The sequence below is a fragment of the Enterobacter sp. MGH119 genome, assembly GCF_001037675.1.
GTDB classification, from domain to species: Bacteria; Pseudomonadota; Gammaproteobacteria; order Enterobacterales; family Enterobacteriaceae; genus Enterobacter; species Enterobacter hormaechei_C.
Genome location: NZ_KQ089930.1, coordinates 388,316 through 415,216 on the forward strand (window position 1 = coordinate 388,316; position 26,901 = coordinate 415,216).

Consider the following 26,901-nt stretch of genomic DNA (forward strand, 5'->3'; position numbering starts at 1 on the left):
TATGCCTTACCCGACCTACGGGTAGTGAGTTTTTGTAGGCCGGGTAAGGCGCAGCAGCCACCCGACAATGTTTGGAACCGTTTACACCTCACTCTCTATACCCCGCTTTCAGAATATTCTCTTTGCATGATCGCATTTCTTCTGCTGTTACATTCCCTTTCAGTTAAGTCTGAAATTTGTGCAAACGCGATGCACATCAATTAATTTACCTCTATATTTTCAAAGCTTTAATTATTTTTACGGTTACAAGCCAGTGTAACCGATTACACCGTTGTGATTTGACTCACATATTTTTATGAGCCGCTCACCTACTCTTAATATCGTAAAAACTGATAACCCAACTGGAGGGCATAATGCCTGACAATAATAAACAGGGGCGTACGTCCAATAAGGCAATGACGTTCTTCGTCTGCTTCCTCGCCGCTCTGGCAGGATTACTCTTTGGCCTGGATATTGGCGTAATTGCCGGTGCATTACCTTTCATCACCGATGAGTTCCAGATTAGCGCACATACTCAGGAATGGGTGGTTAGCTCCATGATGTTCGGTGCCGCCGTCGGCGCGGTCGGCAGCGGCTGGCTCTCCTTTAAGCTCGGGCGTAAAAAGAGCCTGATGATTGGCGCGATCCTGTTCGTTGCCGGCTCACTGTTCTCTGCCGCTGCGCCTAATGTTGAAGTGCTGATCATCTCCCGCGTGCTGCTCGGTCTGGCAGTGGGCGTGGCGTCTTATACTGCCCCGCTGTACCTGTCTGAAATCGCTCCGGAAAAAATCCGCGGCAGCATGATTTCCATGTATCAGCTGATGATCACCATCGGTATTCTGGGGGCTTATCTCTCCGATACCGCCTTCAGCTACAGCGGCGCATGGCGCTGGATGCTGGGCGTCATCATCATTCCTGCCATCCTGCTGCTGATTGGCGTCTTCTTCCTGCCGGACAGTCCGCGCTGGTTTGCCGCCAAACGCCGCTTCCATGATGCCGAACGCGTGCTCTTACGCCTGCGTGATACCAGCGCCGAAGCCAAAAACGAGCTGGAAGAGATCCGCGAAAGCCTGAAGGTCAAACAGTCCGGCTGGGCGCTGTTCAAAGAGAACAGCAACTTCCGCCGCGCGGTGTTCCTCGGCGTGCTGTTACAGATCATGCAACAGTTCACCGGGATGAACGTCATCATGTATTACGCGCCGAAAATCTTCGAACTGGCGGGCTACACCAACACCACCGAGCAGATGTGGGGCACCGTGATCGTCGGCCTGACCAACGTGCTGGCGACCTTTATCGCTATCGGCCTGGTGGACCGCTGGGGACGTAAGCCAACCCTGACGCTGGGCTTCCTGGTGATGGCCGTCGGGATGGGCGTGCTGGGTACCATGATGCACATGGGCATTCACTCCCCAACGGCACAGTACTTCGCCGTGGCGATGCTGCTGATGTTTATCATTGGGTTTGCGATGAGCGCCGGTCCGCTGATTTGGGTGCTGTGCTCTGAGATCCAGCCGCTGAAAGGACGTGATTTTGGCATCACCTGCTCTACCGCGACCAACTGGATTGCCAACATGATCGTCGGCGCAACGTTCCTGACCATGCTTAATACTCTGGGTAATGCCAACACCTTCTGGGTCTACGCCGGTCTGAACCTGTTCTTTATTGTTCTCACTATCTGGCTGGTTCCTGAAACCAAACATGTTTCACTGGAACACATTGAACGTAACCTGATGAAAGGTCGTCCTCTGCGCGAAATCGGCGCACACGACTGATCCTCCTGCGGGAGGCGCCTCTTGCGCCTCCCCGCTTCCCGCTTTATGCTCTGCCCCTATGAAAGCACCCCGTCTCCCCATCGCCATTCAGCAAGCCGTTATGCGCAGCCTGCGGGAAAAACTCGCCCAGGCCAACCTGAAGCTCGGCCGCAATTATCCTGAACCGAAGCTGGTCTATCAGCAGCGTGGCACCGCGGCAGGTACCGCCTGGCTGGAATCGTATGAGATCCGCCTCAACCCGGTGTTGATGATGGAAAATCAGCAGGCGTTTATCGAAGAAGTGGTGCCGCACGAGCTGGCGCATCTGCTGGTGTGGAAGCACTTTGGCCGCGTCGCGCCGCACGGCAAAGAGTGGAAGTGGATGATGGAGGCGGTGCTCGGCGTTCCGGCCCGTCGCACCCATCAGTTCGAGCTGGAATCGGTACGCCGCAATACCTTCCCCTACCGCTGCCAGTGCCAGCAGCACCAGCTTACCGTCCGCCGCCATAACCGCGTAGTGCGGGGCGAGGCGACCTACCGCTGCGTTAAATGCGGCGAACCGCTGGTTGCGGAATAATCACGCGAACTTTCAGGAACTTTCCTGATCTGACTGATTGCATACGGGAACAACATTCGTTACGTTGCGGGCTCGTTTTGACACGGAGTGTAAGATGTCCCGTAATGTTTCTCTCGCGGTCGCTTTTCTGGCGACAGCGCTCTCCGGCCATGCTCTGGCCGACGGTATTCACAGTTTCTCTCAGGCAAAAACCGCAGGCGTAAAGATTAACGCCGACGTACCGGGTGATTTCTACTGCGGCTGTAAAATTAACTGGCAGGGTAAGAAAGGGGTCGTGGATCTGGGATCCTGCGGCTATAAGGTGCGCAAGAACGAGAACCGCGCCAGCCGAATCGAATGGGAACACGTCGTTCCGGCCTGGCAGTTTGGCCACCAGCGCCAGTGCTGGCAGGACGGTGGACGTAAAAATTGCGCAAAAGATCCGGTCTACCGCCAGATGGAAAGCGATATGCACAACCTGCAACCCGCCGTGGGTGAGGTCAATGGCGACCGCGGAAACTTCATGTACAGCCAGTGGAACGGTGGCGAAGGCCAGTACGGTCAGTGCGCCATGAAGGTCGATTTCAAAGAGAAAGTCGCCGAACCGCCTGCCCGCGCGCGCGGTAGCATCGCCCGCACTTATTTCTATATGCGCGACCGCTACGATCTCAATCTTTCCCGCCAGCAGACGCAGCTCTTCAATGCCTGGGACAAGCTCTACCCGGTGACGGACTGGGAATGCCAGCGCGACGAACGTATCGCCAAAGTCCAGGGGAATCACAACCCTTACGTCCAGCGGGCTTGCCAGGCGCAAAAGAGCTAACCTACACTACGGCAATTCGCTTATATCACATGACACATGGAATTTCTGACTATGCGCATCCCTCGCATCTATCACCCTGAACTGATTACCCCAGGCGGCGAAATCGCCCTGTCTGATGATGCCGCAAACCATGTAGGCCGCGTGCTGCGCATGGGTGCAGGCCAGGCGATTCAGCTCTTTGACGGCTCTAATCAGATTTTCGACGCTGAAATTACGCGCGCCGATAAAAAAAGCGTGCACGTGAAGGTGCTGCGTGGCGACGTGGATGACCGGGAATCGCCGCTGCACATTCACCTGGGCCAGGTGATGTCGCGTGGGGAAAAGATGGAGTTCACCATTCAGAAATCCATTGAACTGGGTGTAAGCCTCATTACGCCACTTTTTTCTGAGCGCTGCGGCGTTAAACTGGATGCGGAACGTCTGAACAAAAAGATCCAGCAGTGGCAAAAAATTGCCATTGCGGCCTGCGAACAGAGCGGCCGCAACCGTATCCCGGAGATCCGCCCGGCGATGGATCTGGAGGACTGGTGTGCAGAAGAGGAAAGCGGGCTTAAGCTCAATCTTCATCCGCGCGCCAGCGCCAGCATCAATACGCTGCCGCTGCCCGTTGAGCGTGTACGCCTGCTGATTGGCCCGGAAGGCGGCCTGTCGGCTGACGAAATTGCCATGACGGCGCGTTACCAGTTTACTGATATTCTGTTGGGACCTCGCGTTCTGCGCACTGAGACAACGGCACTCACCGCCATTACCGCGCTACAGGTGCGATTTGGCGATCTGGGTTGAAGCAAAGCCTGACCCATAACCGGAGAAGAAGATGATTAAGCTCGGCATCGTGATGGACCCCATCGCAAACATTAACATCAAGAAAGACTCCAGCTTCGCTATGCTGCTGGAAGCGCAGCGTCGCGGCTATGAACTCCACTACATGGAGATGAACGATCTTTACCTGATCAACGGTGAAGCCCGCGCACGCACCCGCATCGTTAACGTCGAGCAGAACTACGAAAAATGGTACGAATTCGGTACCGAGCAGGATATTGCCCTGGCCGACCTCAACGTCATCCTGATGCGTAAAGATCCGCCGTTCGACACCGAATACATTTATTCCACCTATATCCTTGAGCGTGCCGAAGAGAAAGGCACGCTGATCGTCAACAAGCCGCAGAGCCTGCGCGACTGCAACGAGAAGCTCTATACCGCATGGTTCTCTGACCTGACGCCGGAAACGCTCGTCACCCGCAGCAAAACGCAGCTGAAAGAATTCTGGCAGAAGCACGGCGACATCATCATGAAACCGCTGGACGGCATGGGCGGCGCGTCGATCTTCCGGGTGAAAGAGGGCGATCCGAACATTGGCGTGATTGCCGAAACGCTGACCGAGCTGGGAACCCGCTACTGTATGGCACAGAACTATCTGCCGGCCATTAAAGACGGCGACAAGCGTGTGCTGGTCGTAGACGGCGAGCCGGTGCCTTACTGCCTGGCGCGTATTCCGCAGGGAGGGGAAACCCGTGGCAACCTGGCGGCTGGCGGCCGTGGCGAACCGCGTCCGTTAAGCGAAAGCGACTGGGAAATTGCCCGCCGCGTCGGCCCTACGCTTAAAGCCAAAGGCCTGATCTTCGTTGGCCTCGATATCATCGGCGATCGTCTGACCGAAGTGAACGTCACCAGCCCAACCTGCATTCGTGAAATCGAAGCGGAATTCCCGATCTCGGTCACCGGAATGCTGATGGACGCTATCGAAAAACGTTTACAGAAATAACCTGTGACAGCGCCTGTGTTTATCCCCATACTGGGCGCTGTCGCTTTTTAAACCAGGAAACAGTACCTCTGACAATGAATTTACAGCATCACTTTCTTATTGCCATGCCTGCTCTCCAGGATCCGATTTTCCGCCGCGCCGTGGTCTATATTTGTGAATACAACGAAGACGGCGCGATGGGGATTATCATCAATAAGCCGCTGGAAAACCTTCAGGTTGAAGGGATTCTGGACAAGCTGAAAATCCCTGCTGAAGCGCGGCTGCCGGAAATCCGTCTCGATAAACCGGTGATGCTCGGCGGCCCGCTTGCAGAAGATCGTGGTTTTATCCTGCATACCCCGCCGGTTTTCTCGTCCAGCATTCGTATCTCCGATAACACCGTCGTCACCACCTCTCGCGATGTGCTTGAAACGCTGGGCACTGCCAGTCAGCCTTCTGAGGTGCTGGTTGCGCTCGGTTACGCCTCCTGGGAAAAAGGGCAGCTGGAACAAGAAATTCTGGATAACGCCTGGCTGACGGCCCCTGCGGATATGAATATCCTGTTTAAAACCCCTATCGCCGATCGCTGGCGTGACGCGGCAAAACTGATTGGCATTGATATTCTGACCATGCCTGGCGTTGCGGGGCACGCGTAATGAGCGGCACCCTTCTCGCCTTCGACTTCGGCACCAAAAGCATCGGCGTCGCTGTGGGTCAACGGATCACCGGCACCGCCCGCCCGCTCACGGCGCTGAAAGCTAACGACGGCACGCCGGACTGGAACCTTATTGAGCGCTTGCTCAAAGAGTGGCAGCCGGACGACGTGATTGTCGGCCTGCCGCTGAACATGGACGGCACCGAGCAGCCGCTTACCGCCCGCGCGCGCAAGTTCGCGAACAAAATCCATGGCCGCTTTGGTGTCTCCGTTAAGCTGCACGATGAACGTTTGAGCACCGTCGAGGCACGCGCTGGCCTGTTCGAGCACGGTGGCTTCCGGGCGTTGAACAAAGGCAGCGTGGATTCAGCTTCAGCCGTCATTATCCTCGAAAGCTATTTCGACCAGGGTTACTGAGCGCCGGGGTCTACAGCCGCCCCTGCGCCCGTCGCTCCGCCAGACTCTGCTCAAAGTTCTGCATCCCCGCCTGCTGCCCCGTTTGAATAATGCCCGGCAGTTGCCAGGTTTTGCCTTCGCGGATCAGGTTTGCCGCCGCCGAGGTATTCACCAGCAGCTCATACAGCGCCACGCGCCCGCCCTGGACATCCTGACGCAGCTTCTGCGCCAGAACCGCACGCAGGCTTCCCGCCAGCTGATTACGCACCGGATCTTTCTCCTGCGCCGGAAAGGTGTCGACCAGGCGCTCGATCGCCTGCGCCGCACCGCGCGTGTGCAGCGTGGCCAACACCAGATGGCCGGTTTCCGCCGCCGTCAGCGCCAGGCGTATCGTCTCGCTGTCGCGCAGCTCACCAAGCAGAATCACATCCGGATCTTCACGCAGAGCGCTGCGCAGGGCCTCGGCAAAGGACGGGCTGTGCAGGCCTATCTCCCGCTGCTGGATCAGGCAACGTTCACTCTGGTACATAAACTCCACCGGATCTTCCAGGGTCAGAATATGCCCGTCCGTCTGGTGATTGAGGAAATCGACCATCGCGGCCAGGGTGGTCGATTTCCCACTGCCGGTGGCGCCGGTGACCAGAATCAGGCCATTGTCATTGGACAAAAGCTCCGGGATCGCTCGCGGCACACCTAACGCAGAGAGCTGCGGGCACGTCAGCGGCAACAGGCGCAGCGCGATCGAAACGCCGTGCATATGCTTAAACGCACTGCCGCGCAGCCGCTGACGGTCTGCGAGGGTAACGGCAAAATCAACCTGCCCATTTGCCCACCAGGCGCCCTGCTGTTCATCGTTGAGCCACGCTTTTAATAACGCCTCCACATCCGGGGGCGGAAACGGCGCAGGTTCAAGACGGCCTGACCTGCGCCAGCGCGGAGGTGAATCACTGCACAGGTGTAGATCGGAGACGTTATGCTTTACACTAAGGGCCACAATTTCTTCCACATCCATAGACTACTCCTCGGAAAATGAACGACATTGCGCATAACCTGGCACAGGTCCGGGACAAAATCTCAGCCGCGGCAACACGTTGCGGCCGTGCTCCAGAAGAAATTACGTTGCTTGCAGTCAGCAAAACCAAGCCTGCGAGCGCCATCGCAGAAGCGATAGCCGCCGGTCATCGTGCCTTTGGTGAAAACTATGTGCAGGAAGGCGTAGATAAGATTCTCGCTTTCCGGGACCGGGGAAATGCAGACCTGCAATGGCACTTTATCGGTCCGCTACAGTCGAACAAAAGCCGTCTGGTAGCAGAGCACTTCGACTGGTGTCACACCATCGATCGTCTGCGTATCGCTACCCGTTTGAGCGACCAGCGCCCTATTGAGATGCCAGCGCTTAACGTGCTAATTCAAATCAACATCAGCGATGAAAACAGCAAGTCCGGCATTACGCTGAGCGAACTGGATGCGCTGGCGGCGGACGTGGCGGCGCTGCCGCGCTTAACCCTGCGCGGGCTGATGGCTATCCCGGCGCCAGAGTCAAGTTATGAAAGGCAGTTTGCCGTAGCACAGCAAATGGCTGTAGCATTTGAGGCGCTTAAAGCGCGCTATGACACGGTAGACACGCTTTCTCTGGGCATGTCGGATGATATGGAAGCCGCCATCGCGGCAGGCAGCACCATGGTGCGCATCGGCACAGCAATTTTCGGTGCGCGCGATTACCCCCAATAATAAGGAAACCTGAGGAACGCCATGAAGACGTTGACTTTCCTGCTTTCAACGGTCATTGAACTGTATACGATGGCGCTGCTGTTGCGCGTCTGGATGCAGTGGGCCCGTTGTGATTTTTACAATCCATTCTCACAATTTATCGTGAAAATCACGCAGCCCATTGTGGGGCCGCTTCGCCGCATCATTCCGGCAATGGGGCCGATTGACAGTTCATCTCTGCTGATGGCGTTTATTCTGAGCGTTATCAAAGCGATCGTGCTGTTTATGGTCATCACTTTCCAGCCGATTATCTGGATTTCAGCCGTTCTGATCCTGGTTAAAACCGTCGGCTCGCTGATCTTCTGGGTCCTGCTGGTGATGGCGATCATGAGCTGGGTAAGCCGGGGCCGTAGCCCGGTGGAGTACGCGTTGATTCAGCTGACAGAACCGTTGCTGCGTCCAATTCGTAGCCTGCTGCCTGCGATGGGCGGAATCGACTTCTCACCGATGCTTCTCGTTCTGCTGCTGTACGTGCTGAATATGGGTATCGCGGAACTGTTACAGGCGACGGGTAATATGCTGCTGCCGGGGCTGTGGATGGCGTTATGAGTGCAGTTAGCCCCTGCGCCGACGGGCTGGTTTTACGGCTGTACATTCAGCCGAAAGCCAGCCGCGACAGTATTGTTGGGCTGCATGGCGACGAGCTAAAAGTCGCCATCACGGCCCCGCCGGTTGACGGCCAGGCGAATGCGCATCTGACCAAATATCTGGCTAAACAGTTTCGCGTCGCTAAAAGCCAGGTCATCATTGAGAAAGGTGAACTTGGCCGGCATAAACAGGTAAAAATCCTTAACCCGCAATCTATCCCGACGGAAGTCGCGGCTCTGACAGAACAGGACTAAACCATGCAGAAAGTTGTTCTCGCCACCGGTAACGCCGGTAAAGTGCGCGAGCTGGCCTCGCTATTAAATGATTTTGGGCTGGACGTGGTGGCTCAGACCGAGCTGGGCGTGGACTCCGCCGAAGAGACCGGCCTGACGTTTATCGAAAACGCCATTCTGAAAGCGCGCCATGCGGCGCAGGTAACCGGACTGCCCGCGATTGCCGATGATTCCGGTCTGGCCGTGGATTTTCTGGGCGGTGCGCCGGGGATTTACTCCGCCCGCTATTCCGGGCCGGACGCCACCGACCAGCAGAACCTGGAAAAGCTGCTTGTGGCCCTGAAAGACGTTCCTGACGAACAGCGTACCGCGCAGTTCCACTGCGTGTTGGTCTACATGCGTCACGCGGAAGATCCCACGCCGATTGTCTGTCACGGCAGCTGGCCGGGCGTGATCACCCGTGAAGCGGCGGGCAACGGCGGCTTTGGTTACGACCCGATTTTCTTTGTCCCGACCGAGGGCAAAACCGCTGCGGAACTCACCCGCGAAGAGAAAAGCGCGATCTCCCACCGTGGACGCGCCCTGAAACTGTTACTGGAAGCACTGCGTAATGGCTAATTTGCCGCCTCTGAGTCTTTATATTCACATCCCATGGTGCGTGCAGAAATGTCCGTACTGTGATTTCAACTCGCACGCGCTGAAGGGTGAAGTGCCGCACGATGATTACGTCGCGCATCTGCTGGCCGATCTGGATGCCGATGTACCGTACGCACAGGGACGTGAAGTGAAGACCATTTTTATTGGTGGCGGTACGCCGAGCCTGCTTTCAGGCCCGGCGATGCAGACGCTGCTGGACGGTGTGCGCGCACGCCTGAACCTGGCAGCGGATGCTGAAATTACGATGGAAGCCAACCCCGGCACCGTTGAGGCCGACCGTTTTGTCGAGTACCAGCGTGCGGGCGTGAACCGTATCTCTATCGGCGTGCAGAGCTTTAGCGAGCCAAAGCTGAAGCGTCTGGGGCGCATTCACGGCCCGGAAGAGGCAAAGCGCGCGGCAAACCTGGCAACGGGGCTTGGGCTGCGCAGCTTTAACCTCGACCTGATGCACGGCCTGCCGGATCAGTCGCTCGAAGAAGCGCTTGACGATTTGCGTCAGGCGATTGAACTGAACCCGCCGCATCTGTCGTGGTATCAGTTGACCATTGAACCGAACACCCTGTTTGGTTCGCGCCCGCCGGTGCTGCCGGACGACGACGCGCTGTGGGATATCTTCGAGCAGGGCCACCAGCTTTTGACCGCGGCGGGATATCAGCAATACGAAACGTCGGCGTATGCGAAGCCGGGCTATCAGTGTCAGCACAATCTGAACTACTGGCGTTTTGGCGACTATCTCGGAATTGGCTGCGGTGCGCACGGCAAGGTGACCTTCCCGGACGGACGCATTCTGCGTACCGCCAAAACGCGTCATCCACGCGGGTATATGGAAGGCCGCTACCTGGAGCGTCAGCACGACGTCGAGGCGGTGGATAAGCCGTTTGAGTTCTTTATGAACCGCTTCCGTCTGCTGGAAGCCGCTCCGCGCGCGGAATTTACGCGTTATACCGGGCTGCCGGAGTCAGTGATTCGCCCGCAGATTGACGAGGCGCTGGCGCAGGGGTACCTGACCGAGTGTGATGTGTCCTGGCAGATCACCGAGCACGGCAAGCTGTTCCTGAACTCCCTTCTTGAGTTGTTCCTCGCTGAAAATCCTGAAGGCTGATTCAGAATTTTACATCCCGTTCTGCTGGCTGAGGGAAAGGCTGGCAGAGTGTGGGGATGGAAACAATACGTTCATACGCAAAGCAGCTCAGACGCGAGCTGACACAGGAAGAAAGACGGCTTTGGTATTTACTGCGCAGCCGCCGTTTCGAAAATTATAAATTTCGCCGACAGCACCCGGTAGGTAACTACATTCTGGATTTCGCCTGTTGCGCGGCTCGGCTGGCCGTTGAGCTGGATGGCGGACAACATGATGAAAATCAGGAATACGATCGACAAAGGACATTGTGGTTAAACCATAAGGACTGGCACGTCATTCGATTCTGGAACAACGAACTCTGGAATAACGAAGAGGCGGTGTTAGAAAGGATCCTTGAAACGCTGCAAGCGCTGCAACCCTCACCCCGGCCCTCTCCCTGAAAGGGAGAGGGGGCAAACATCCCCTCGCCCCTTTGGGGAGAGGGTTAGGGTGAGGGGCTAAGTGAATTACTTCAACGTCCCCACCAGCGCCTTCCGGCTGTCTTCCAGCGACACCACGCGCTTACACACGTCTTTGCCGAACTGCTGGAAATCGGCTTCCTGATTCTTCCACTCGTTCTGAATCGAGGTTTGCAGTCCGCCCAGACTACCCAGTACACCCTGCAAAGGATTACCGCCACCCTTCAGCACCGCTTTGGCGCCCATCTCGTTGATGCTGTCCTGGAGAATGCCGCCCATCGCCTGGTTCACCAGTTGCTGACCGTCGGCACGCACCTGATCGATCGCCTTATAATGGAACGTAAGGCCATCAGAGCGCGTCTCGATAATACGGTTCATCTGCTCTTTCAGCTGCTTATCCAGCTTCGTCAGGCGGGTGCGCATATTGCTGCTCTCCCCCACCTCTTTGGTGATGATTTTATCCAGCGCCACGCGGCTCTTTTCAACGCGGGTCAGCGCGCCATCGTTGATCCAGGGCAGCGCGGTACGCAACTCGGCCTGGTAGTCCATCGCCTGCTCGCGCTGGGCGGCCGTCAGGTTTTGCGGTTTGCCGTTAAAGGTCACGTTGCCATCCGGCGTAATCACCAGATTGCCATTCTCGCCCTTAACCTGCACGGTTTGCGGACTCAGCACCACGTCATCACGCGGGGTGACGCTACATTTATACTCCGCATGGGCGGTGGATCCGATTGCCAGTAAAGCAACAGCCAGCAACGTTTTGCGCATCTTAAACACTCCCTCAGACAAAATGGGCCAGCTAATGCTGGCCCCGTTCTTGCTTTATTAGTCCCACCAAACGTCGAAAAGTTCGCTAACGCGGACATCTTCCAGTTTGTGGTCTTCAAGCCATTTGCGTACCAGCGCCTGATGCTCTTCGGTGCATTTCCCCACTTCCTGGGTGCAAATCAGACCTTCCCACGCCAGATAGCCGCTACCGTCGAAGGCCAGCTTGTTTGGCTCGATCACCTCGTTGATGAACGCATCAACGTCCTGATCGATCTGCTCAACGCTGGTGCCTTCCGGGAAACGCCAGGCAACGGAGAAACCCACTTCCTGGAATTCTTCGATGTGCATCTTTTTACGCAGACGACGGCTACGATTCTTTGCCATTATTTCACCCTCTCGAACATTAAGTCCCATACGCCGTGACCAAGACGATGGCCACGCTGTTCAAATTTTGTCACCGGACGTGAATCCGGACGCGGTACGTAGTCGTTGCTTTCAGACTGATTTTTATACCCGTTCAGGGACGACATCACTTCCAGCATATGTTCCGCATAAGGTTCCCAGTCGGTTGCCATGTGGAAAACGCCGCCCAGCTTGAGCTTACTTTTCACCAGCTCGGCAAACGGTGCCTGAACGATACGGCGTTTATTATGACGCGCTTTGTGCCATGGGTCAGGGAAAAAGAGCTGAACCATGTTCAAAGAATTGTCAGGAATCATTTTGTGCAGCACTTCCACCGCGTCGTGACACATGACGCGCAGGTTCTCAACGCCCTCTTCATGGGCCGTTGCCAGGCATGCGCCGACGCCCGGCGAATGTACTTCAATACCGAGGAAGTTCTGCTCCGGGCGCGCTTTCGCCATAGTGACCAGCGAGGTGCCCATACCAAAGCCGATCTCCAGGGTCACTGGCGCGTCGCGGCCAAACAGGTCGGTGAAGTCGAGCGGTTGCTCGCTGAACTCAACGCCCATCACCGGCCAGTAGTTGTCCAGCGCGTGTTGCTGACCTTTTGTCAGGCGCCCCTGACGGCGGACAAAGCTGCGAATACGGCGCAGCGGGCGACCGTTTTCATCAAATTCCGGTGAAATGACGTCGTTTTTCATAAAAGAGTTGTCTGCTTGTGAGAATGTTCGGGAAACGGGCATTATCCAAAGTTAAGGCTTCTATGCAAGCATGGGAAAGATCCGGTTTACAGCAGATTGACGCTGTGCTGCAATCTGCGTCCCTGATTAAGCGAATCGATGACCATGCAAGCCTCTCAATTTTCAGCCCAGGTGCTGGACTGGTACGACAAATACGGGCGTAAAACCCTGCCCTGGCAAATTGAAAAAACGCCGTACAAAGTATGGCTCTCCGAGGTGATGTTGCAACAAACGCAGGTCGCGACGGTCATTCCTTACTTCGAGCGTTTTATGGCGCGCTTCCCGACAGTCACCGATCTGGCGAACGCCCCGTTGGACGAGGTGCTGCACCTGTGGACCGGGCTTGGCTATTACGCCCGCGCGCGCAACCTGCACAAGGCCGCACAGCAGGTCGCGACGCGCCACAACGGTAAATTCCCGGAAACCTTCGACGAGGTGGCGGATTTGCCCGGCGTCGGGCGTTCGACCGCAGGCGCAATCCTCTCCCTCTCTTTAGGCAAACATTTCCCTATTCTCGACGGCAACGTCAAGCGCGTGCTCGCACGCTGCTACGCCGTAGATGGCTGGCCGGGTAAGAAAGAGGTTGAGAAACGCCTGTGGGAGATAAGTGAAGCGGTCACTCCGGCGAAAGGGGTGGAGCGTTTTAACCAGGCGATGATGGATCTGGGCGCGATGGTCTGTACCCGTTCAAAACCGAAGTGCGAACTCTGCCCGGTAAACAACCTCTGCGTGGCCTATGCGAACCACACCTGGGCGCAGTATCCGGGGAAAAAACCGAAGCAGACGCTGCCTGAACGCACCGGGTACATGCTGCTGATGCAGCATGGCGACGAGGTGTTTCTCGCTCAGCGCCCGCCGAGTGGCCTGTGGGGTGGTCTATACTGCTTCCCACAGTTTGAGGATGAAGCCTCGCTTCGGGCATGGCTTGAACAGCGCGGCATTGCGGCCGAAACCCTGACGCAACTCAACGCGTTCCGTCATACCTTCAGCCATTTCCATCTGGACATTGTGCCGATGTGGCTTCCCGTGTCCTCATTCACGTCGTGCATGGATGAAGGCACCGCTCTCTGGTATAACTTAGCGCAACCGCCATCAGTCGGGCTGGCGGCTCCCGTGGAGCGCCTGTTACAGCAATTACGTGTCGGTGCAATGGTTTAGCATCGGCAAGACAAAGAGGAATGAGTATGGCTAGAACCATTTTTTGTACTTTCCTACAGCGCGACGCTGAAGGCCAGGATTTCCAGCTCTACCCGGGCGACCTGGGTAAGCGCATTTACAACGAGATCTCCAAAGAAGCCTGGGGACAGTGGCAGAAAAAACAGACCATGCTGATCAACGAGAAAAAGCTCAGCATGATGAACCCGGAACACCGCAAACTGCTGGAGCAGGAGATGGTGAACTTCCTGTTCGAGGGTAAAGACGTCCACATCGAAGGCTATACGCCACCGGAAAAATAATAACGCGCAGCTGCTGCCCGGCTGCGCTGCGCTTGCACGGGCCTACGGTTTTGTAGGTCGGGTAAGCGCAGCGCCACCCGGCAACAGCAACCCCAAAGCAAACACAACACGCACTCCCGGAATGATGAAAAAACTTTTAGCGCTAGCCCTTGTTGCGCCGTTGCTTGTGTCTTGTTCTTCCAAAAAAGGCGATGAATACAACGAAGCCTGGGTCAAGGACACCAACGGTTTTGACATTTTGATGGGGCAGTTTGCCCACAACATCGAGAACATATGGGGATTTAACGAAGTTCTTATTGCCGGACCGAAGGACTACGTTAAGTACACCGACGCCTATCAGACCCGTAGCCACATCAACTTTGATGACGGTACGATTACGGTTGAAACCATCGCGGGGACTGAACCTGCGGCGCATTTACGTCAGGCCATCATTAAAACCCTGCTGATGGGCGACGATCCGGGGTCTATCGACCTCTACTCTGATGCCGATGACATCACCATCTCCAAAGAGCCGTTCCTGTATGGCCAGGTCGTTGACCAGACCGGTCAGCCGATCCGCTGGGAAGGCCGCGCCACGAAATTTGCCGACTATCTGCTGCAAACGCGCCTGAAAAGCCGTACCAACGGCCTGAAAGTGATCTACAGCGTCACCATCAACCTGGTGCCGAACCACCTCGACAAGCGTGCGCATAAGTATCTGGGCATGGTGCGTCAGGCGTCGCGTAAGTATGGCGTGGATGAGTCGCTGATCCTGGCGATTATGCAGACCGAGTCCTCGTTCAACCCCTACGCGGTAAGCCGTTCCGACGCGCTGGGGCTGATGCAGGTTGTGCAGCACAGCGCCGGTAAAGACGTGTTCCGCGCGCAGGGGAAATCCGGCACGCCGAGCCGCAGCTACCTGTTTGACCCGCAGAGCAACATTGATACCGGCACGGCCTATCTGGCGATGCTGAACAATGTCTATCTCGGCGGGATTGATAACCCAACCTCACGTCGCTATGCGGTGATCACCGCCTACAACGGCGGGGCGGGCAGCGTGCTGCGCGTCTTCTCAAATGACAAAGTGCAGGCCGCAAACATCATCAACAGCATGGCGCCGGGGGATGTGTACGCTACCCTCACCACCCGCCACCCGTCTGCGGAATCCCGCCGCTATCTGTATAAGGTGAATACGGCGCAGAAGAACTATCGTCGCCGCTAAAAACCAACACCATCCCTCACCCTGCCCTCTCCCCAAAGGGGAGAGGGTGTTCAAGTTCCCTCTCCCCTTTGGGGAGAGGGTTAGGGTGAGGGGGCATCAGGCCGCACTCACTCCACCCCACCCATACGAAAATGCTATTTGCATCACAATCCAGACTGCAAATTAATGTGGATTGCATTTTTTTGCGGGAGGTAACAAAACATAACGTTGCCAACTGATAGAATTGCATCAAATAACAACCCTGAATGTTCCTATAACAACATATCTCCCGCTCACTTGTGAGGAAAGTAACATGAACCTTAAGCTGCAGCTTAAAATCTTGTCGTTTCTGCAGTTCTGCCTGTGGGGTAGCTGGCTGACTACACTCGGCTCCTATATGTTTGTGACGCTCAAGTTCGATGGTGCGTCGATCGGTGCCGTTTACAGCTCGCTGGGCATTGCGGCTGTTTTCATGCCAACGCTGCTCGGTATCGTGGCGGATAAATGGTTAAGTGCGAAATGGCTATACATGCTTTGCCATCTGGTGGGTGCGGGGACGCTGTTTATGGCGGCCGAAGTGACCACGCCGGGGGCGATGTTTATGGTGATCCTGCTTAACTCGCTGGCGTATATGCCAACGCTTGGCCTGATCAACACCATCTCCTACTACCGCCTGAAATCTGCCGGACTGGATATCGTCACCGACTTCCCGCCTATCCGTATCTGGGGCACCATCGGCTTTATCATGGCGATGTGGGGCGTGAGCTTCGCGGGCTTCGAGCTGAGCCATATGCAGCTGTATATTGGTGCCGCGCTCTCCGTGCTGCTGGCGCTGTTCACCCTGACGCTGCCCACCATTCCGGTGTCTAACCAGCAGAAAAACCAGAGCTGGAGCACCATGCTTGGCCTGGACGCCTTCGCACTGTTCAAAAACAAGCGCATGGCGATCTTCTTTATCTTCTCCATGCTGCTGGGCGCGGAACTGCAAATCACCAACATGTTCGGTAATACCTTCCTGCACAGCTTCGATAACGATCCGCTGTTTGCCGGGAGCTTTATCGTCGAACACGCGTCGGTGATGATGTCCATCTCGCAGATCTCCGAGACGCTGTTCATCCTGACCATCCCGTTCTTCCTGAGCCGCTACGGTATCAAGAACGTCATGCTGATCAGTATCGCCGCCTGGATGTTGCGCTTCGGTCTGTTCGCCTATGGCGACCCAAGCGCGTTCGGCACCGTGCTGCTGGTTCTGTCGATGATTGTTTACGGCTGTGCCTTCGACTTCTTCAACATCTCCGGCTCGGTGTTTGTGGAAAAAGAGGTGAAGCCTGAAATCCGCGCCAGTGCGCAGGGCATGTTCCTGATGATGACCAACGGCTTCGGTTGTATTCTGGGCGGCGTGGTGAGCGGTAAAGTGGTTGAGATGTATACCACCAACGGTATTACAGACTGGCAGCCGGTGTGGCTGATCTTCGCCGGGTACTCGCTGGTGCTGTTCTTCGCGTTCATCGCGCTGTTCAAGTACAAGCATGTTCGCGTGCCGAATGGTGCGCAGCCGATCGCGCATTGATTGTTGTGCCCGGTGGCGCTGCGCTTACCGGGCTTACAAAACCAGACCGTAGGCCGGGTAAGGCGAAGCCGCCACCCGGCTATTTTATTGCAGAGAGCACCCACCCCACCGACAGCAAATCCGCGCTGCCGCCCGGACTCAGGTTTCGTTCAATCAGTGCCTTATCCATCTTAAGCAACGCCTCGCGATCCCAGCCGTTAGCCAGCAGTTCCCGCGCGTAGCCCTGAACATAGCGCAGCCCCTGAATGCCGCCGCGTGACACGAGATTACTGTCCTGATTGACCGCCATCAGGCGCAACAGCAGGTCGTGAAGCAACTGTCCGTTCCACTGCCCCAGCGCCTTACGCACCGTCGCAAAGCCGCTCTCCGCCTCGCCTCGCGCCCCGGTTAAGCCGTAATGCTGAAACTGCCGCTCCCCCGCCGTTGCCTGCCCGCTGCGCCCGGCCAGCTCCCGCGCCACCAGCCCGCGACAGATGTTACTTACCTCACAACAGAGGCTATCCGCAGAGATATTTTTCACACGACCGGCGGCGAAGCAGAGCAAACCAAGAGCAAAAATACCGCCCTTGTGGGTATTTACCCCGCCCGTGGCGGCGTACATTGCCTGCTCGCAGGCCATTCCCATTGGGCGGAGAATCCGCAACTGCCGATCGGCAGGTTTGGCCGCATGTGCTTCACCCAGTTCCGCAAACCGGGCAAACCACGGCGTAATCGCCATAATGCTGCGGACAAACAAGGCATGGTCCATATCCCGATGCGAGCCGTTATTGAGCCTGTCCACCAGCCCCGGCTTGGGCGTCAGCTCCAGCTCCTGCCACAGTGCCGCTTCGGCAAGCGCGGGCACATCAATCGGGCGCGGTTTAGTCGCGAGCAAACCAGTCATCGATCGTCTTCTCCACGCGGGAAACTACCTGCTCAACGGGATGGCGCCGCGAACGGGAGCAGGCGTGGGCGGGCTCGTCGCAGATCAGGCAGCGCCTGAGGTTTGCCCCCAGCGACTGGCGTCCGACGTGGCCATGCTGAGGACAGATCACATCCAGGTCCCACAGTCTGCCGAGCGGGTGCGTCTGCTCCAGTTCCGCACAGTGCGCTTTGATTTCCGCCGCCGGATGCGCGACGCACCACAATGCTTCAGGTCCGGTGGGTAGCCAGAGCACCTGGCGGTCCAGCACCTGCCAGCGGTTTTCCCACAGCAGCTGGTCGCACATCTGTAACGCCACGCCCATGGTGTTGCGATAGCGCAGGCTGTCTTTGATTTGCCCGGGCGTGACCAGCGTGAGGGAGATCACCGGTTGTTGATAGTGCGTAAGCCAGTCAGCCTGACGGGCTGCGCGGCGCTCTTTCGCCGCCAGCAGTTCCTCCAGGCTGACACCCGCCCGCACGGGTGTCGCAAAAGTCATACTTCCTCCTTCACCTGTCGCACAGTGTCGATCACGCTGCCGTCGCGGTAGCGGATCACCCCGACGATTTTGTCGGTGAACTCAATCGGTTTCGGTACGCCTGTCAACGAAATCGCTCGCTCATACAGCGCGTTGATATCTACAACCTTCATCCCTGCTTCCATGAGTCGTTCGCGGATCTCCGGGCGCGCCGGGTTGACCGCAATACCGTGGTCGGTGACCAGCACGTCAATGCTCTCCCCCGGCGTGAGGCGAGTGGTAACGCGCTTCACGACGGTCGGGATGCGGCTTCGCAGCAGCGGCGCGACCACAATGGTCAGGTTGGCTGCCGCCGCCACGTCGCAGTGTCCGCCGGATGCGCCACGCATCACGCCATCGGAGCCGGTGATGACATTGACGTTAAAGTCGACGTCGATTTCCAGGGCGCTGAGGATCACCACGTCGAGCTGGTCGCAGCTTGCCGCCTTGCTGCCGGGGTTGGCGTAGACGTTGGTGGAGATCTCCACGTGGTTCGGGTTACGCGCCAGCGAGGCCGCCGCCTGACCGTCAAAACACTGGGTATCGAGCAGCTTTTCGATGAGCCCCTTCTCGTGCAGATCCACCAGGCTGCCGGTGATGCCGCCGAGCGCAAAGCGCGCCTTCACGCCGCTGCGCTCCATCTTCTCTTCCATAAAGCGAGTGCAGGCCGTGGCCGCCGCGCCGGAGCCGGTCTGCATCGAGAAGCCCGGTTTGAAGTAGCCGGAGTGTTCAATCACGTCCGCCGCATAGCGGGCAATCATCAGCTCGCGCGGGTTGCTGGTGACGCGCGCTGCGCCGACGCTGATTTTCGCCGGGTCGCCCACGCTCTCCACCTGCACGATGTAGTCCACCTGATCCTGCACCAGGCTGGCGGGCATATTGGGGAACGGCACCAGCGCTTCGGTCAGCAGCACCACCTTGCGGGCAAACTGCGCGTCCACCATCGCGTAGCCCAGCGAGCCGCAGCACGATTTGCCGTGCGTGCCGTTGGCGTTGCCAAACTCATCGCTGCACGGCACGCCGAGAAACGCCACGTCGATGTTCAGTTCGCCGTCCTGGAGTAGCTTCACGCGCCCGCCGTGGGAGTGAATTTGTACCGGCTCGTCCATCAGCCCGTGAGAGATGGCATCCGCCAGCCTGCCGCGCATGCCGGAGGTGTAAATCCGGGTGATGACGCCGCTTTCGATATGCTCGATCAGCGCGTCGTTGCAGGTCATCAGCGAGCTGGAAGCCAGGGTCAGATTTTTGAGGCCCATCCGCGCCAGCAGCGCCACGACGGTGTTGATCACCCGGTCGCCTTCGCGAAAGGCGTGGTGGAAGGAGATGGTCATCCCGTCCTGCAAGCCGCAGCGCTTAACCGCCTCTTCAATAGAGGCGCAGAGCTTGCGGCTGTGCTTCGCCTCGCTGTCCGCCAGCCACGGCGTCGCGCTGTGGGCGGTATCAAAGGGTTTCAGATCCCGCAGATGGGGGAAATTCATATGGAGAAGTTCTGTCTGATTCATTATGTCATCCTTACCGACGCACGCCGGAGGCCGCCGCGCGCTCCAGCACCACCTGCGCGTGGTTAATAATCGGTGCATCCACCATTTTGCCGTTGAGCGACACCACGCCCAGGCCGTTACGCTCGCCCTCTTCTGCCGCCTCAATCACCCGTTTCGCGTGTTCCACTTCTTCCCGTGTCGGGGCGTAGGCGTTGTGCAGCAGGTCTATCTGGCGCGGGTTAATCAGCGATTTGCCGTTAAAGCCCATCTTGCGGATCAGATCGACTTCGCGCAGGAACCCGGCCTCGTCGTTAACGTCTGACCACACCACGTCGAAGGCGTCGATGCCTGCCGCGCGGGCGGCGTGCAGCACGGCGCAGCGGGCGTAGAACAGCTCGGTGCCGTCGCCGCGCTCGGTCTGCATGTCCATCACGTAGTCAAAGGCGGCCAGCGCAATGCCGATGAGGCGCGGAGAGCTGCGGGCAATCGCCACGGCGTTGATGACGCCAATGGCCGATTCAATCGCCGCCATCACGCGGGTGGAACCCACCTCGCGGCCGCACGCCTGCTCGATACGCTCGAGGTGGCCTTCCAGCTCGTAAATATCGTCCGGGGTGTCGGTTTTCGGCAGGCGTATCACGTCCACGCCCGCGCGCACGGCGGCCTCCAGATCCAGCAGGCCAAACGGCGTGCTCAGCGGGTTAATACGCACCACGGTTTCGATATCCTGATACATCGGGTGCTGCAACGCGTGGAACACCAGCATGCGTGCGGTGTCTTTCTCGCGCAGGGCCACGGCGTCCTCAAGGTCAAACATGATGGAGTCGGGACGGTAGATAAAGGCGGTAGAGAGCATGGCGGCATTGGCGCCTGGCAGGAACAGCATACTGCGGCGGAGTTTGCTCATTTCAGCGCCCCCCAGTTGATGGCCTGTTCATCGGCGGCACGCATCAGCGCGCTTTGCAGGCGGGCGCGAATAACACAGTCCAGCGCCCCTTTGTCTTCAATAATGATTAATCCCTGGTGCACGTTCATGGCGCGCAATGTGTCGTTGACCACCTGGCGAATCTGCTCGCCAAACTGCTTAATCACTTCGCTGTGGATGACGATCTCCAGCTCACCGTGAGCGGGGGCGATTTTCACCATCAGGTCGCTGGACTCCTGCGTTCCGGCCAGCGCCTCCCTTACAATATTCATGATAAATTCCTGGTAGTTAAGCGACTTCGGCACTCGCACGGTAATGCGTTTCGAGGTGCGCGAAGGTGGAGTCCGGGACAATCTCCCGGATCCGGGAAAACTGCTGTGTCTTCAGTAAGCGGCGCACTTCGGACGCCGATATGGCGTTACCGGTGGCCTTGATGCGCGGCATTTCAACCACCTCGATATGCGAGGCCAGCAGGTCGTGCAGCGTCTGGTTGTACTGGCGGGTGATGTCGCAGAACGGCTCCGAGCCGATGAAGCGGTGCGTGATGCCGAGCGCCGGGGCGATGAAGTCCCGGAAGATCAGCACGTCGATCTCGCTCCACGCCTGCTGCACCTTGCCGGTCTCCTTCAGGAAGTAGGCCGGAAAGGTGGCGCGAGAGATGATGTACTGCGAGCCTTCATGCACCACCACGTTCGGCAGATGCGCCACGCCCGCCCGCACCATCTCCAGACGCGCGCTGAACGGGAAGAACGATGCGTCTTCACGCACCACGAACAGATGCAGGGCATCGCACCGCTGCGCCGCCTGCTCCACCAGATGGCGGTGGCCGAGGGTGAACGGATTGGCGTTCATCACGATGGCGCCAATGTTCTCCCCGCACTTGCGCTTCGCGCGCAGGGAACGGCAGTAGCGCGCGATCCCCTGCGGGGTGTTCTCCATCAGCACCGCGTTGTTCCCGCTCTGGGCGATAGGCCAGAAGCCGCTGCGGGCAAAGCGCTCCCGGTTGCACGGCCGGGTGCAGAGGAAGAGGTGAAAATGGCCGCGCTCCAGCGCCGCATTTTCCACCTCTGCCAGCAGACGCGCACTGAGGTTTTCCCCACGAAGCTGCTCGTTGACCGCCACGCATTTGATGACGTTGGCAGCCAGCCCGGCGCAACCCACCAGCTGCGCGCCGGACCAGGCTTCGACAAACAGCGTGATGTCGTTGTCCAGGCCAAGGCCGCTGTCTGCCAGCAGGTAGCGGATCTGGCTTAAGCGTTCCGGGTGTTCCGCCACAACGGTGTGCCGAAAATCAATGGGTTGCGATTGCATGCTGCCGCCTTACTCAGTGCGCTGCCGCGAGCCCGACGGCTGGCGCTTCCACGATCACGTTGCTCAGATGACCGATATGCTCGATCTCCACCTCAATGCGATCCCCCTCCTTCATAAACAGCGGCGGGTTGCGCTTTTTACCCACGCCGCCAGGTGAGCCGGTGATGATCACGTCGCCCGGGCTGAGACGGGTGAAGGTGCTGATGTACTCGATCAGCTCCGCCACCTTGTGGATCATGCTGCTGGTGTTGTCTTCCTGCACCATGCGGCCGTTCAGCCAGGTGCGGATTGCCAGTTGGTGCGGATCGGGGATCTCATCCGCCGTCGCCATCCACGGGCCGAACGCCCCGGTCTGCCGCCAGTTTTTCCCGGCGGTGAACCAGGTGTGCTGCCAGTCGCGGGCGGAGCCGTCCATGTAACAGCTGTAGCCCGCCACGTGGCGCAGGGCGTCGTCGCGGCTGATGTTCTCCCCGCCTTTGCCGATGATCACCGCCAGCTCGCCTTCGTAGTCGAATTCGCTGGAGTGGCGCGGCTTCAGCACCGGCTCGTTGTGGCCGGTCTGTGAGTCCGGGAAGCGGACAAACAGCGTCGGGGCCGGGTTGTGCTGGTCAAACTCCTTGCGCTTGTCGGCGTAGTTCATGCCCACGCAGAGGATTTTTTCCGGCTGGACAATCACCGGTAAGAAGGTGATGGCGTTCAGCGGTACATCCACCGCGTCGTTCAGGAATCGGGTGGCCTGCGCCAGCCCGTTCCCCTGCAACAGCGCTTTAAGGTCGCCATAGCGGTCGCCGAGGCGGCGGCCTAAATCAATCACGCCGTCGGCCTGAACGATGCCGTAGCTGCGTTTTCCCTGGTATAAAAAGCTTGCGAGTTTCATTGTTCTTTCCTGAAAACTTAAACGAGGAAGTTGCCCAGAATCAGCAGAGAGATGGAGACGTTAATCGCCCCGCCGATACGGGTAGCAATCTGGGCGAACGGCATCAGGCTCATGCGGTTGCCTGCGGTCAGGATCGCCACGTCACCAGTACCGCCCTGGCCGCTCTGGCAGCAGGAGACGATGGCGACATCAATCGGGTGCATACCAATCTTTTTGCCGACGAAGAACCCGGTTGCCACCAGCGCGGAGACGGTGCTGATAATCACCAGCAGGTTGGTCAGCGTGAAGGCGGCCACCAGTTCATGCCATGGGGTGATGGCTACGCCAACGGCAAAGAGAATCGGGTAGGTCACAGAGGTCTGGAAGAATTTGTACACCACCTGAGAGCCCTCCAGCAGACGCGGAGAGGCACCGTTGCAGAGCTTCACCAGCACCGCCATAAACAGCATGCCGACCGGCGCAGGCAGACCAATCAGCTTGTGACCGAGCATGCCCAGCATGTACAGCAGCACCGCCAGCAGCGCGCCGGAGGCGATGGTCGTCACGTCCGCTTTGCCGGAGAACGCAGGCTGAGAGACAGTGGCATCGGCATTGGCGCGATTCGGCATCAGCTGGCCTTCACCGGTCAGGTGCGGGTAGCGTTTCCCGAGCTGGTTGAGGCAACCGGAGATAATGATCGCCGTCAGGCCGCCGAGCATCACCATCGGCAGTACGCGGCCGAGCGCCACGCCCTGATCCATATGCAACAGGGTGGCATAGCCGATGGAAAGCGGGATTGCCCCTTCCCCGACGCCGCCCGCCATGATCGGCAGAATGATAAAGAAGAAGATCTGGAACGGCTCGAGGCCCAGCGCCAGCCCAACACCCATGCCGACAATCATGCCGACGATTTCACCGCACAGCATCGGGAAGAAGATGCGCAGGAAGCCCTGGATCAGCACGGTGCGGTTCATACTCATGATGCTGCCGACGATAATGCAGCAAATATAGAGATAAAGAATGTTGGTGGATTTATAGAACTTAGTGGTGGATTCCACTACTACATCCGGCAGCAGGCCGTAATAGACCAGCGCGGAAGGGATAAAGGTGGCGCAAATTGCCGCCGCGCCGAGCTTGCCGACAATCGGCAGGCGTTTGCCGAACTCACCGCAGGCAAAGCCGAAGAAGGCCAGCGTGGCCACCATGACCACAATGTCGCTCGGTAGTTTTCCGCCCAGGCAATCAATCGCAATCAGCGCGCCCGCCAGAACGAACAGCGGCAGAGGTATAATGCCGATTTTCCAGGTATCCATAATATGCCACCAGCGCTCTTTGAGCGATGGCCGCTGAATATCAATCGGGTCGTGGGTAACAGAGAATGAATCGTCAGTTGTGCTCATAATAAGCCCCTTAGTTATTTTGTGCGTTCAGCTTAGAGTCACAAAGGCTTACTTTATGTGAGGGATGGCATATTAAAAGCGAAGTTTTAATGGACACTATGGTTTTAATGGTTTCTTTTATTTAATGTGATTTATGCCTTATTTATTGCCGTGGTTTTTATGGTTTCTTTTCTTAACTGAACAAAGAAATAACATTTATTCATTTAACCTTAAGAGGATGAGACTTTCGGAAAAATCTTTTACAGGCTGCGCTGTGCAAGGGATCACAAGTTTTCGGCAAAGCGGGCATCCTGGCCTTAAAAGATGATATATTCAGCCGACCTGTTGATATCTCGCGTGATAGTTATGAAAGTATCGTTTCAGATCAAGCTGTTTATTTCGCTGGTCGCCTTTTTCTCAGTGCTGTTCGCATTACTGGGCGGATATTATTATGTCGATGTCGGCAGGCAGCTTTATCAGGAAATGAGCGCGCGCGCAAAAATACAGGCTGAAGAAATTGCGCTTATTCCAACCCTGCGAAAAGAAGTCGAACAAAAGGATATCCAGGGCATCCATGACTTTATGCAGAAAATAGCCGCCCGCAGCGACGCCAGTTTTATTGTGATTGGTGACAATAAGGGGCTGCATCTTTTCCACTCCGTGTTTGCCGACCGGGTAGGCAAAACGCTGGTTGGCGGAGATAACGACGAGGTATTACACGGCAAAAGTACCATCACCATCCGCAAGGGCGGGTTAGGCATTTCACTGCGCAGCAAAGCGCCCATTTTTAATGATGCCGGGCAGGTGGTGGGGATTGTTTCGGTAGGCTATCTCACAAGCTATCTGGACACCATCACCGTCAGCAAGGTGGTTAATATCCTGATTGCCGCCGTGCTGCTGCTTATCGCCCTGTTTATTTTCTCCTGGTTCTTCACCCGCAGCATCAAGAAGCAGATATTCTCTCTGGAGCCGCGCGAAATCGGCCTGCTGGTGCGCCAGCAAAAGGCGATGATGGAATCCATTTATGAAGGGGTGATTGCCATCGATGACGATCTCCGCATTGAGGTGATCAACCAGGCGGCGCGTAAATTATTAGGCTTACGCCAGCCCGCCCGCGAACTGCGGGGTCAACTCATCAGCCAGGTGATCGCGCCCGTCCCGTTCTTCAATGCGCAAACCATGCTTGCGAAAGACACCCACGATGAGATCTGTCGCTTTAACGATCTCACGGTCATTGCCAGCCGGGTGCGGATAATGCTGGAAGATGCATTGCAGGGCTGGGTGATCACCTTTCGCGATCGCAACGAGATCGACTCGCTCAGCGCCCAGCTCAGCCAGGTGAAGCGCTACGTTGATAACCTGCGCATCATGCGCCATGAACAGCTGAACCGCATGACTACGCTGTCCGGCCTGCTGCATATGGGCCGTTATGACGAAGCAATTCGCTACATACAGGCGCAGTCGGAACACGCTCAGGAGCTGCTGGACTTTATCTCGTCCCGCTTTAGCTCTCCGACGCTGTGTGGTTTGCTGCTTGGAAAGGCCGCCCGCGCGCGTGAAAAAGGCGTTGAGCTGAGTTTCGATCCGGCCTGCCGGGTGGATAAACCGTTCCTGCCGCTGCTCGAATCGGAACTTATCTCGATCATCGGGAACTTGCTGGATAACGCCATTGAAGCGACCCAGCGTGCACCGCTCCCGCATGCCCCGGTGGACGTGCTGATAAAGCTGAACGAGCAGGAACTGATTATTGAAGTCGCCGACCAGGGCGTCGGCATCACACCGGAGATCCGCGACCGGATCTTTGAGCGCGGCATCACCACCAAAACGCGCGGCGATCATGGTATTGGCCTGTATCTGATTGAAAGCTATGTCACACAGGCTGGCGGTGCAATTGAAGTTGCCGATAACACCCCACGCGGTGCCATTTTCTCACTGTTTATTCCCGCCACGGGAACGGCCCGGCACCCCGTACAGGAACTGGAAGATACCGACTATGCAACATGAACTTATCGACGTACTGATTGTTGAAGACGAGAACGAACTGGCGCAACTGCACGCGGAGCTTATCGGTAAACATCCGCGTCTGAGGCTGGTGGGGATTGCCGCGTCGCTGGCCGACGCGCAGGTACAACTGGAGAGCAAACAGCCGAAGCTGATGCTGCTGGATAACTACCTGCCGGACGGCAAAGGCATCACCCTTATCAGCAACCCGATGCTCACCCGCGCCAACTGCTCGGTGATTTTCATCACCGCCGCCAGCGATATGGACACCTGTAGCCAGGCCATTCGTAACGGCGCGTTCGACTATATCCTTAAGCCGGTCTCCTGGAAGCGGCTCAGCCAGTCGCTGGAGCGTTTTGTGCAGTTTGCCGAACAGCAGCGCGTCTGGAAGATTGTCGACCAGCAGAACGTGGATTCACTCTATCAGTTACAGGCGAAAAACTATCGTCTGGACAACGGCAGCAAAGGGATAGAGGAGAACACGCTGGCGCGGGTGCAAATGCTGTTTAACAACAAGGCGGCGCACTGTTTTACGGTGGATGAGGTGGTGAGCGAGACGGGCCTGAGTAAAACCACCACCCGGCGCTATCTGGAACACTGCGTGGAGGTGGGTTTTCTGACGGTGGAGATGCTGTACGGTAAGATTGGACATCCGAGAAGGATGTACAGGCGTAGTGCGACTTAACTCCCCTCACCCCGGCCCTCTCCCCAAAGGGGCGAGGGTGAAA

General features: G+C 57.4%; 31 protein-coding genes. 19 read left to right on the forward strand and 12 right to left on the reverse strand.

Features of this window, described 5'->3' with window-relative positions:
* Positions 1–353 precede the first annotated feature (353 nt).
* From galP to ruvX, 7 genes are all read left to right on the forward strand, one after another.
* A complete protein-coding gene (galP, locus tag SK53_RS13230) occupies positions 354–1,751 on the forward strand; it encodes a galactose/proton symporter (protein ID WP_015571832.1) in 1,398 nt (465 codons plus the stop codon).
* A gap of 58 nt (positions 1,752–1,809) precedes the next feature.
* Positions 1,810–2,307: a SprT family zinc-dependent metalloprotease gene (locus SK53_RS13235; protein WP_003860035.1), complete on the forward strand. Its 498-nt coding sequence runs from the start codon at positions 1,810–1,812 to the stop codon at positions 2,305–2,307.
* A 94-nt stretch (positions 2,308–2,401) separates the two neighbouring features.
* The gene (endA, locus tag SK53_RS13240; protein WP_003860034.1) at positions 2,402–3,109 is read left to right on the forward strand and encodes a deoxyribonuclease I; all 708 of its coding nucleotides are present in this window, start codon (positions 2,402–2,404) and stop codon (positions 3,107–3,109) included.
* A gap of 51 nt (positions 3,110–3,160) precedes the next feature.
* Complete coding sequence (rsmE, locus tag SK53_RS13245; protein ID WP_003860033.1) at positions 3,161–3,892, forward strand: 16S rRNA (uracil(1498)-N(3))-methyltransferase; 732 nt, start codon at positions 3,161–3,163, stop codon at positions 3,890–3,892.
* Positions 3,893–3,923: 31 nt separating this feature from the next.
* Complete coding sequence (gene gshB, locus SK53_RS13250) at positions 3,924–4,871, forward strand: glutathione synthase (protein WP_048209588.1); 948 nt, start codon at positions 3,924–3,926, stop codon at positions 4,869–4,871.
* A gap of 74 nt (positions 4,872–4,945) precedes the next feature.
* On the forward strand, positions 4,946–5,506 hold the full coding sequence (locus tag SK53_RS13255) for a YqgE/AlgH family protein (RefSeq protein ID WP_003860031.1): 561 nt from the start codon (positions 4,946–4,948) through the stop codon (positions 5,504–5,506).
* The gene (gene ruvX / locus SK53_RS13260) at positions 5,506–5,922 is read left to right on the forward strand and encodes a Holliday junction resolvase RuvX (protein ID WP_003860030.1); all 417 of its coding nucleotides are present in this window, start codon (positions 5,506–5,508) and stop codon (positions 5,920–5,922) included. The genes SK53_RS13255 and ruvX overlap by 1 nt, the downstream gene beginning before the upstream one ends.
* A 10-nt stretch (positions 5,923–5,932) precedes the next feature.
* Here the strand turns inward: ruvX and SK53_RS13265 are convergent, their stop codons facing one another.
* Positions 5,933–6,913, reverse strand: coding sequence for a type IV pilus twitching motility protein PilT (locus SK53_RS13265; RefSeq protein WP_045332866.1), 981 nt, complete (start codon positions 6,911–6,913; stop codon positions 5,933–5,935).
* Positions 6,914–6,930: 17 nt separating this feature from the next.
* Here SK53_RS13265 and SK53_RS13270 point away from each other — a divergent pair, with 17 nt between their 5' ends.
* Genes SK53_RS13270 through SK53_RS13295 form a run of 6 tightly spaced genes read left to right on the forward strand, consistent with a single transcriptional unit; the run spans position 6,931 to position 10,670 of the window.
* On the forward strand, positions 6,931–7,632 hold the full coding sequence (locus SK53_RS13270) for a YggS family pyridoxal phosphate-dependent enzyme (RefSeq protein WP_047654196.1): 702 nt from the start codon (positions 6,931–6,933) through the stop codon (positions 7,630–7,632).
* Positions 7,633–7,653: 21 nt separating this feature from the next.
* Positions 7,654–8,220: a YggT family protein gene (locus tag SK53_RS13275; protein WP_003860024.1), complete on the forward strand. Its 567-nt coding sequence runs from the start codon at positions 7,654–7,656 to the stop codon at positions 8,218–8,220.
* Positions 8,217–8,513 carry a DUF167 family protein YggU gene (gene yggU / locus SK53_RS13280; RefSeq protein ID WP_003860023.1) on the forward strand — a complete coding sequence of 99 codons (297 nt, stop codon included), beginning with the start codon at positions 8,217–8,219 and terminating at the stop codon, positions 8,511–8,513. The genes SK53_RS13275 and yggU overlap by 4 nt, the downstream gene beginning before the upstream one ends.
* Positions 8,514–8,516: 3 nt before the next feature.
* Complete coding sequence (locus tag SK53_RS13285) at positions 8,517–9,110, forward strand: XTP/dITP diphosphatase (protein ID WP_022651831.1); 594 nt, start codon at positions 8,517–8,519, stop codon at positions 9,108–9,110.
* Entirely contained in the window at positions 9,103–10,251 is a 1,149-nt protein-coding gene (gene hemW / locus SK53_RS13290) for a radical SAM family heme chaperone HemW (RefSeq protein ID WP_045332868.1), read from the forward strand. The genes SK53_RS13285 and hemW overlap by 8 nt, the downstream gene beginning before the upstream one ends.
* 56 nt (positions 10,252–10,307) lie before the next feature.
* Positions 10,308–10,670: an endonuclease domain-containing protein gene (locus SK53_RS13295; RefSeq protein WP_022651832.1), complete on the forward strand. Its 363-nt coding sequence runs from the start codon at positions 10,308–10,310 to the stop codon at positions 10,668–10,670.
* Positions 10,671–10,736: 66 nt separating this feature from the next.
* On the opposite strand, the gene SK53_RS13300 is transcribed toward SK53_RS13295, so the two are convergent.
* Genes SK53_RS13300 through trmB form a run of 3 tightly spaced genes read right to left on the reverse strand, consistent with a single transcriptional unit; the run spans position 10,737 to position 12,556 of the window.
* Entirely contained in the window at positions 10,737–11,453 is a 717-nt protein-coding gene (locus SK53_RS13300; protein ID WP_003862419.1) for a YggN family protein, read from the reverse strand.
* A 57-nt stretch (positions 11,454–11,510) separates the two neighbouring features.
* Positions 11,511–11,837, reverse strand: coding sequence for a YggL family protein (locus tag SK53_RS13305; protein WP_003862421.1), 327 nt, complete (start codon positions 11,835–11,837; stop codon positions 11,511–11,513).
* Positions 11,837–12,556 (reverse strand): tRNA (guanosine(46)-N7)-methyltransferase TrmB, encoded by a 720-nt coding sequence (gene trmB, locus SK53_RS13310; RefSeq protein ID WP_048209590.1) that lies wholly within the window; start codon positions 12,554–12,556, stop codon positions 11,837–11,839. Before trmB ends, SK53_RS13305 begins: the two co-directional genes overlap by 1 nt.
* 144 nt (positions 12,557–12,700) lie before the next feature.
* Between trmB and mutY the strand changes: the two genes are divergently transcribed.
* The 4 genes from mutY to SK53_RS13330 all read left to right on the forward strand — a co-directional run bounded on the left by mutY (position 12,701) and on the right by SK53_RS13330 (position 16,802).
* Complete coding sequence (gene mutY, locus SK53_RS13315) at positions 12,701–13,753, forward strand: A/G-specific adenine glycosylase (RefSeq protein WP_023314826.1); 1,053 nt, start codon at positions 12,701–12,703, stop codon at positions 13,751–13,753.
* Positions 13,754–13,779: 26 nt separating this feature from the next.
* Positions 13,780–14,052: an oxidative damage protection protein gene (locus SK53_RS13320; RefSeq protein ID WP_003862425.1), complete on the forward strand. Its 273-nt coding sequence runs from the start codon at positions 13,780–13,782 to the stop codon at positions 14,050–14,052.
* A 124-nt stretch (positions 14,053–14,176) separates the two neighbouring features.
* The gene (mltC, locus tag SK53_RS13325) at positions 14,177–15,253 is read left to right on the forward strand and encodes a membrane-bound lytic murein transglycosylase MltC (RefSeq protein WP_003862427.1); all 1,077 of its coding nucleotides are present in this window, start codon (positions 14,177–14,179) and stop codon (positions 15,251–15,253) included.
* Between the two features lie 292 nt (positions 15,254–15,545).
* Positions 15,546–16,802, forward strand: coding sequence for a nucleoside permease (locus tag SK53_RS13330; protein ID WP_003862429.1), 1,257 nt, complete (start codon positions 15,546–15,548; stop codon positions 16,800–16,802).
* Positions 16,803–16,881: 79 nt separating this feature from the next.
* Here SK53_RS13330 and citG read toward each other — a convergent pair whose 3' ends face one another.
* Genes citG through SK53_RS13370 form a run of 8 tightly spaced genes read right to left on the reverse strand, consistent with a single transcriptional unit; the run spans position 16,882 to position 24,193 of the window.
* A complete protein-coding gene (citG, locus tag SK53_RS13335) occupies positions 16,882–17,685 on the reverse strand; it encodes a triphosphoribosyl-dephospho-CoA synthase CitG (RefSeq protein WP_048209591.1) in 804 nt (267 codons plus the stop codon).
* Complete coding sequence (gene citX, locus SK53_RS13340) at positions 17,663–18,202, reverse strand: citrate lyase holo-[acyl-carrier protein] synthase (protein WP_047654199.1); 540 nt, start codon at positions 18,200–18,202, stop codon at positions 17,663–17,665. The genes citG and citX overlap by 23 nt, the downstream gene beginning before the upstream one ends.
* Positions 18,199–19,722: a citrate lyase subunit alpha gene (citF, locus tag SK53_RS13345; RefSeq protein ID WP_047654200.1), complete on the reverse strand. Its 1,524-nt coding sequence runs from the start codon at positions 19,720–19,722 to the stop codon at positions 18,199–18,201. The genes citX and citF overlap by 4 nt, the downstream gene beginning before the upstream one ends.
* A 10-nt stretch (positions 19,723–19,732) precedes the next feature.
* A complete protein-coding gene (gene citE, locus SK53_RS13350) occupies positions 19,733–20,608 on the reverse strand; it encodes a citrate (pro-3S)-lyase subunit beta (RefSeq protein ID WP_003862436.1) in 876 nt (291 codons plus the stop codon).
* A complete protein-coding gene (citD, locus tag SK53_RS13355; protein ID WP_010435508.1) occupies positions 20,605–20,898 on the reverse strand; it encodes a citrate lyase acyl carrier protein in 294 nt (97 codons plus the stop codon). Before citD ends, citE begins: the two co-directional genes overlap by 4 nt.
* A 16-nt stretch (positions 20,899–20,914) precedes the next feature.
* Positions 20,915–21,937 carry a [citrate (pro-3S)-lyase] ligase gene (gene citC / locus SK53_RS13360; RefSeq protein ID WP_047053914.1) on the reverse strand — a complete coding sequence of 341 codons (1,023 nt, stop codon included), beginning with the start codon at positions 21,935–21,937 and terminating at the stop codon, positions 20,915–20,917.
* Between the two features lie 13 nt (positions 21,938–21,950).
* Positions 21,951–22,814, reverse strand: coding sequence for a fumarylacetoacetate hydrolase family protein (locus SK53_RS13365; RefSeq protein WP_023314832.1), 864 nt, complete (start codon positions 22,812–22,814; stop codon positions 21,951–21,953).
* A 17-nt stretch (positions 22,815–22,831) separates the two neighbouring features.
* A complete protein-coding gene (locus tag SK53_RS13370; RefSeq protein WP_022651841.1) occupies positions 22,832–24,193 on the reverse strand; it encodes a 2-hydroxycarboxylate transporter family protein in 1,362 nt (453 codons plus the stop codon).
* A 345-nt stretch (positions 24,194–24,538) separates the two neighbouring features.
* Between SK53_RS13370 and SK53_RS13375 the strand changes: the two genes are divergently transcribed.
* Positions 24,539–26,176 carry an ATP-binding protein gene (locus tag SK53_RS13375; protein WP_003862446.1) on the forward strand — a complete coding sequence of 546 codons (1,638 nt, stop codon included), beginning with the start codon at positions 24,539–24,541 and terminating at the stop codon, positions 26,174–26,176.
* Positions 26,166–26,858, forward strand: a complete 693-nt coding sequence (locus tag SK53_RS13380; protein ID WP_003862448.1) for a response regulator — start codon at positions 26,166–26,168, stop codon at positions 26,856–26,858. The genes SK53_RS13375 and SK53_RS13380 overlap by 11 nt, the downstream gene beginning before the upstream one ends.
* Positions 26,859–26,901 lie beyond the last annotated feature (43 nt).